The sequence below is a fragment of the Neisseria sp. P0009.S007 genome, assembly GCF_051962515.1.
This window is the reverse complement of sequence record NZ_JBQCVF010000386.1, coordinates 1-1,305: the sequence shown is the minus strand read 5'-3', so window position 1 is coordinate 1,305 and position 1,305 is coordinate 1. Positions and strand designations below refer to the sequence as shown.

Genomic DNA, 1,305 nt, shown 5'->3' with positions numbered 1-1,305 from the left:
TGGTGTGCGGGAAGATGAAGGGGAAGGGCAGCTGTACGGACGGTGAGGAGATATTTAGGGGCAATGATGCGGAGTGTAAGCCTTTTATGGGGTGACAATAGGGTGGAAAGGAGATAAGAGAGTAAAAAGGACGTACACAGGCACGTCCTGGGAGAGGGTAGTTTAATTGTCCAGCTAACACAACCAACCTCAGTTAGCTAAGGAAGGAGAAGAAATATTTAGTCTTATCAGATTGGCACACTATCAATTTTCAGACGGCCCTTTGTTATAATCTTCTCTTTTCCTGAACATAAAACAGGCCGTCTTATGGAAGTCATCCAATACCCCAATTCTCCGTTTAAACTCCACCAGCCCTTCCCACCTGCCGGCGACCAGCCCACTGCCATTGCCGGCCTGCTCGAAGGGCTTTCAGACGGCCTTGCCTACCAAACCCTGCTCGGCGTAACCGGTTCGGGCAAAACCTACACCATGGCGAACGTCATCGCGCAAAGCGGCCGCCCCGCTATCATCATGGCGCACAACAAAACCCTTGCCGCCCAGCTTTATGCCGAAATGCGCGAGTTTTTCCCCGAAAATGCGGTGGAATATTTTGTCTCCTACTACGACTATTACCAGCCCGAAGCCTATGTGCCCAGTCGCGACTTGTTCATCGAAAAAGACAGCGCGATCAACGAACACATCGAACAAATGCGCCTTTCCGCCACCAAAAACCTGATGACGCGCGACGACGTGATTATCGTCGCCACCGTGTCCGCCATTTACGGTATCGGCGACCCGACCGAGTATCAACAAATGGTGTTGTCCGTCAAAGAAGGCGATACCATCGAGCAGCGCGACATCATCGCTACCCTCGTTTCCATGCAGTACGAACGCGGCGATTTGGACTTCAAACGCGGCAGCTTCCGCGTGCGCGGCGATGTGATTGACGTGTACCCCGCCGAAAGCTCCGAAAATGCCCTGCGCATCAGCTTGTTTGACGACGAAATCGACCGCCTCGATATGTTCGACCCGCTTTCAGGCAGCCTTATCCAGCGCGTCGGCCGCTACACCGTCTTCCCATCCAGCCACTACGTTACCCCGCGCGACACCGTCTTGCGCGCCTGCGAGTCCATCAAAGAAGAACTGCGCGAACGCATCGAATTTTTCGCCCGCGAACAACGTCCCGTCGAACAACAACGCATCGAACAACGCACCCGCTTCGACCTCGAAATGCTCTACGAAATGGGCTTCTGCAAAGGCATCGAAAACTACTCCCGCCATTTCTCCGGCAAAAAAGAAGGCGAACCGCCGCCCACGCTGATGGAC

1 protein-coding gene is annotated in these 1,305 nt (G+C 53.9%); it reads left to right on the top strand.

Going from position 1 to position 1,305, the window contains the following annotated elements; translation table 11 throughout:
• Positions 1 to 306: 306 nt before the first annotated feature.
• The coding region (locus ACTHS3_RS13485) for a DEAD/DEAH box helicase family protein (protein WP_440368192.1) at positions 307 to 1,305 on the top strand (999 nt) is incomplete at its 3' end.